Below are 5,812 nucleotides of genomic sequence, written 5' to 3' on the forward strand. Positions count from 1 at the left end.
GTTGCTCGGCTGCACCCGTCCCCTGCTCCTGCGCCAGGGCTTTGATCCCGGCCTGATCGACGAGGTGATCGCCGGTTGCGTGATGCCCGGCCCCGACGAGGCGAATATCGCCCGAGTGGCGGCGTTACGCCTGGGGCTGGGCAACCATGTCCCGGCCTGGACCGTGCAACGCAATTGCGCCTCGGGCATGCAGGCGCTGGACAGTGCCGCCAAGGATATCGCCATCGGCCGCGCCGATCTGGTCCTGGCCGGGGGCGTCGAGGCCATGAGCCATGCGCCGGTGCTGTGGAACGAACAGATGGTTGCCTGGCTGGGGGCCTGGATGAGCGCCAAAACGGTCGGCCAGCGGCTCAAGACCCTCGGCCGGCTGCGCCTGCACCATCTCAAGCCGGTTATCGGTCTGCTGCGCGGCCTGACCGATCCGGTGGTCGGCCTTTCCATGGGCCAGACCGCCGAAAATCTGGCCTGGCGCTTTGGTGTCAGCCGTCAGGAGATGGATGAGTTTGCCGTGCGCAGTCATCATCGCCTGGCCGCCGCCCAGCAGGAAGGCCGGCTGGATGAGATCGAGCCGATTTACGATCCCAGCGGCAAGGTTTACGAGCATGACGATGGCATTCGCGGTGACAGCACGGTGGAACAGCTGGGCAAACTGAAGCCAGTGTTCGACAAGCCGTTCGGGAATGTCACCGCCGGTAACAGCGCCCAGGTCACCGACGGTTCCGCCATGTTGCTGCTGGCCAGCGAAAAGGCGGTCAAACAACACGATCTGCCGGTGCTGGGGCGGATTGTCGATGCCAACTGGGCCGGGCTGGATGCGGCGCAGATGGGGCTCGGGCCGGTGCACGCCATGACACCGCTGATGCAGCGTAACAAGCTCAAACCCGGGGATATCGACTACTGGGAAATCAACGAAGCTTTTGCCGCCCAGGTGCTGGCCTGCCTGCGGGCCTGGGAAGACAGTGACTACTGCAAGAACGAGCTGGGGCTGCGCGGTGCAATGGGCAGCATTGATCAGGCGCGGCTCAACGTCGATGGCGGTGGCATCAGCCTCGGCCACCCGGTCGGCACCAGCGGCGCGCGGATTGTGCTGCACCTGCTGCAGGTCCTGAAACAAAACAATGCCAAACGCGGCATGGCCAGCCTCTGCATCGGCGGAGGCCAGGGTGGTGCCATGCTGGTGGAAACCGCGTAACGCAAACAGGATTGATAAAACATGGCTGCAACAAATTACAAGAACTGGAACGTCGTCCACGATGATCATCACATTGCCTGGTTGCATCTGGACAAGGCACAGAGCAGCACCAATACCCTGTCGGTCGGCGTCCTGAATGAACTGGACACCATTGTCGGCGAGCTGCTGAGCAAACCGCCGCGCGGCGTGGTGATTCTGTCCGACAAGGCCAACGGCTTTATCGCCGGCGCCGATGTCAACGAGTTCACCGAATTCAACGATCAGGGCGAAGCCCAGGCGGCCATCGAGCGAGGCCACACCATCTTCCACAAGCTGGAGAACCTGCCCTGCCCGACGGTGGCGCTGATCCACGGCTTTTGTCTGGGCGGCGGGCTGGAACTGGCGCTGGCCTGTCGCTATCGCATCGCCGATGAGGATCCAGCCACCCGTATCGGCCTGCCGGAAGTCAAACTCGGGATTCATCCCGGCTTCGGCGGGACCGTGCGCAGCATCGAAACCATCGGCCCCCTGAATGCCATGGATCTGATGCTGACCGGCCGCACTCTCTCGGCACGCGCCGCCAAACGGATGCAATTGATCCAGCACGCGCTGCCCCAACGCCACCTGCTCAACGCGGCGACCCAGACGGTATTGCATCCCCCGGCCAAACAGACACTGCCGTTCTGGATGCGGTGGCTGAACCATAAATGGCTGCGTCCCTGGCTGGCCAAATACATGGCCAAAAAAGTCGCCAAAAAAGCCCCGCGCGCTCACTATCCGGCGCCCTATGCCCTGCTCGATCTGTGGCAGAACCATTTCGACGATCGCCAGCAGATGCTCAAGGAAGAGGCGTTGTCCGTTGCCCGGCTGGTCGTCGGCAAGACCGCGCGCAATCTGATCCGGGTGTTCCAGTTACAGGAACAGATGAAATCCCTTGGCCGTCAGATCGATTATGAACCCAAACAGGTGCATGTCATCGGCGCCGGTGTCATGGGCGGCGACATTGCCGCCTGGTGCGCCATGCAGGGCTTTCAGGTCACGCTTCAGGATCAAAAGACCGAGGCCATCGGCCGGGTGATCAAGGCCGCACACAAACTCTACAAAAGCAAACTGAAGGCCCGCATTGCCATCAACGGCGCCATGGATCGACTGATCCCCGATCCCCATGGCCATGGCTTAAAACGCGCGGACATTGTCATCGAAGCGATCTTCGAAGACGTCAAGGTCAAACAGGATCTGTTGCGCGACATCGAACCCAAACTGCCGGACCACGCCCTGATTGCCACCAACACCTCCAGCATCCCGCTGGAAAAACTGGCCACAGCGTTGAACAAACCCGAACGCTTGATCGGGCTGCACTTTTTCAATCCCGTGGCGAAAATGCCGCTGGTGGAAATCGTCCATGGCCAGCAAACCAGCGAAGAGAGCGTGAATCAGGCCAGCAGCTTTACCAAAGCGATTCGCAAATTACCCCTGCCCGTGGCCAGCAAACCCGGTTTTCTGGTCAACCGCGTGCTGATGCCCTATCTGATCGAAGCGGTCACGCTCGCCGATGAAGGGATCCCGCTGAAAGTCATCGACGATGAAGCGGTCAAGTTCGGTATGCCGATGGGCCCGATTGAACTGGCCGACACGGTCGGACTGGATATCTGTCTCAAGGTCGCGGAGATCCTTTCCGAATCAATGGACATCACCGTGCCGGAAAAATTGCGCAAGCTGGTCGACAAGGGCAACCTGGGCAAGAAAAGCGGCCAGGGCTTTTATACCTTCAAAAAAGGCAAGCCGGTCAAACCGCGGCCCGATAAAAGCTATACGCCCCCGGCCGACATTCAGGATCGCATGATTCTGCGCCTGATCAATGAAGCCGTCGCCTGTCTGCGCGATCACGTGATCGACGATGCCGACCTGGCCGATGCAGGCGTGATTTTCGGCACCGGCTTCGCCCCGTTCCGGGGTGGCCCGCTGCGCTATGCGGATTTCCGCGGTTACGAGCAGGTGGAGAAAATGCTCAGCCAGTTACAGCAACGCTACGGGCCACGTTTCACGCCGGATAGCGGCTGGACTCAATTGCATTGATTAGCAGGAACATCACATGAGTCAAATAAGCGACCTGATCAACCAGGAAGAGGCCGGCAATCTGCACGGCCTGTTTCAGGAACGGGTACGTCGCAGTCCGCAGCGCATTGCCTATCGTCACTACAACACAAACAGCGGGCAATGGGAGGATATCAGCTGGCAACAGATGGCCGATGAAGTTGTCCGCTGGCAGGCGGCCCTCGCCCGGGAGAACCTGGAAACCGGCGCGCGGGTGGGACTAATCCTGCGCAACTGCCCCGAATGGGTCAAATTCGAACAGGCCGCCCTGGGGCTGGGCCTGGTGGTCGTGCCGCTGTACACCAACGACCGTCCCGACAACATCGCCTATATCATCGACAATGCCGATGTTAAATGCCTGCTGTTCGAAGGCGAGGAACACTGGCAAATACTCCAGGGCGTGATGGACCGTCTTGCCACGGTCCAGCGTTTTATCAGCGTGAAGGAGCCGGGCAATCAATCAGAAGATCGCCTGACTTCCGTCAGCCAATGGATCCCCGACAAACCAGACAATCCTGTCCCGCCCGAGATCAAACCCCGGGATCTGGCTTCGATTGTCTACACCTCGGGCACCACCGGCAAACCCAAGGGGGTGATGCTGAGTCACGAGAATATTCTCTGGAATGCCTGTGCCAGCGCAAAGTGCGAGCGCTTTTATAACGATGATATTTATCTGTCCTTCCTGCCGTTATCTCACATGTTCGAGCGCACCGCGGGCTATTATCTGCCCATGGTCGCCGGCTCGACCGTGGCCTATGCCCGTTCCATCGAACTACTGGCCGAAGATCTACTGACCATTCAGCCGACCATTTTGATCTCGGTGCCAAGGATCTACGAGCGGGTGAACAACAAAATCAAGGCACAGCTGGAAGCCAAACCGCCCCTGGCCCGCAAACTGTTCCTCGGTGCCGTGGCCACCGGCTGGCAAATGTTCGAACACCAGCAGGGCCGCGATCACTGGCGTCCACGACAACTGCTGTGGCCTCTGTTCAAAGCTCTGGTGGCCAAAAAGATCATGCAAAAACTCGGCGGACGCCTGCGCATCGCCGTTTGCGGCGGCGCTCCGCTACCGACCGAGGTTGCCAGAACCTTCATCGGTCTGGGCCTGCCACTGTTGCAGGGCTATGGCATGACCGAACTGAGCCCGGTGGCGACCGTCAACCACCGTGACAATAACGATCCGGCCAGTGTCGGTACCGTGCTCGATGACGTGGAAGTCAAGCTGGGCGACAATGATGAGCTGCTGGTGCGCAGTCCCGGTATCATGAAAGGCTACTGGAACAACGAGGAAGCCACCCGTGAGATCATTGATGAGCAGGGCTGGCTGCACACCGGCGATGTGGCCCGTATCGACAACGGCTTTGTCTATATTACCGGGCGCATCAAGGACATCATCGTCATGGCCAACGGCGAGAAAGTGCCGCCGGCGGATATCGAAATGGCCATTGCCAACGATTCCCTCTTCGACCAGGCCATGGTCATCGGCGAAGGCAAACCCTTTTTAAGCTGTATTACCGTGCTCAACCCCGACGGCTGGCAACAAATTGCCCGCGATCACAATCTCGATCCCGACGACAGCGCCAGCCTGGAGAACGAGACGATCATCAAGTTACTGCTGGAGAAGATCAATTATCAGCTGCACGGTTTTCCCGGCTATATGAACATTTATTGCATGAAGGCAACCCTGGCGCCCTGGACCATCGAGGAGGGCCTGATTACGCCCACCCTCAAGCTCAAGCGCAATGAATTGATCGACAAGTTCCGGGAAGACATCGACCGCTTCTACAAGGGCCACTGAATGAGCAACAGCCTGCATTCCGACAAACTGCCCCAGGGCGAAGAACCCCAGATCCGGGTTATGGCCATGCCGGCCGACACCAACGCCTCCGGGGATATCTTCGGCGGCTGGCTCATGTCCCAGGTGGATATCGCCGGCAGCATCGCCGCCTATCGCCGGGCCCGGGGCCGCATTGTCACCATCGCCGTTAACGAATTCCGTTTCATCAACCCGGTCTACGTCGGTGACCTGGTCAGCCTCTATTCGCGGGTGATCCACGTCGGCAACACCTCCATCCGGGTCATGATCGAAGGCTTCGCCGAACGCAGCCGCGGCACCGACGAATGCGACCGCGTCGCCGAAGCCGAAATCACCTACGTCGCCATCGACGAACAGGGTAAACCCCGACCAGTTGGATAGTTCTGAGTTCTTAGTACTTAGTTCTTAGTGCTGAGTATTTGATGTAGGCCGGATATAGCGAAGCGGTATCCGGCATTCAGGCTCAGCACTCAGCACTCGGAACTCAGCACTCAGATGTAGGCCGGATATAGCAACGCGGTATCCGGCATTCAGACTAAGTACTCAGAACTCGGAACTTATTACTATGCCTTACAACCGCATCACCGAACTGCCGGATTCCGTCAAAGATCATCTGCCCACCGAGGCCCAGCAGATCTACAAAGAAGCGTTCAACCACGCCTGGAAGGAATATGCGGATCGGGAGGACCGTGAGGCCACGGCGCACAAGGTGGCCTGGAGCGCGGTCAAGA

5 protein-coding genes are annotated in these 5,812 nt (G+C 59.4%); all 5 read left to right on the forward strand.

What is annotated here, in order from left to right:
- Positions 1-1,192: acetyl-CoA C-acetyltransferase (locus RI563_RS08765; RefSeq protein WP_310693996.1), on the forward strand; the 1,192-nt coding region annotated here is incomplete at its 5' end.
- Positions 1,193-1,213: 21 nt separating this feature from the next.
- On the forward strand, positions 1,214-3,247 hold the full coding sequence (locus RI563_RS08770) for a 3-hydroxyacyl-CoA dehydrogenase NAD-binding domain-containing protein (protein WP_310693997.1): 2,034 nt from the start codon (positions 1,214-1,216) through the stop codon (positions 3,245-3,247).
- A gap of 16 nt (positions 3,248-3,263) precedes the next feature.
- The gene (locus RI563_RS08775) at positions 3,264-5,063 is read left to right on the forward strand and encodes a long-chain fatty acid--CoA ligase (protein ID WP_310693998.1); all 1,800 of its coding nucleotides are present in this window, start codon (positions 3,264-3,266) and stop codon (positions 5,061-5,063) included.
- Positions 5,064-5,462 (forward strand): acyl-CoA thioesterase, encoded by a 399-nt coding sequence (locus RI563_RS08780; RefSeq protein WP_310693999.1) that lies wholly within the window; start codon positions 5,064-5,066, stop codon positions 5,460-5,462. It begins immediately after the preceding gene.
- Positions 5,463-5,646: 184 nt separating this feature from the next.
- On the forward strand, positions 5,647-5,812 hold a 166-nt coding region (locus tag RI563_RS08785), incomplete at its 3' end, for a ChaB family protein (RefSeq protein ID WP_310694013.1).

This window comes from Thiohalophilus sp., from assembly GCF_031581315.1.
GTDB lineage: Bacteria > Pseudomonadota > Gammaproteobacteria > UBA6429 > Thiohalophilaceae > Thiohalophilus.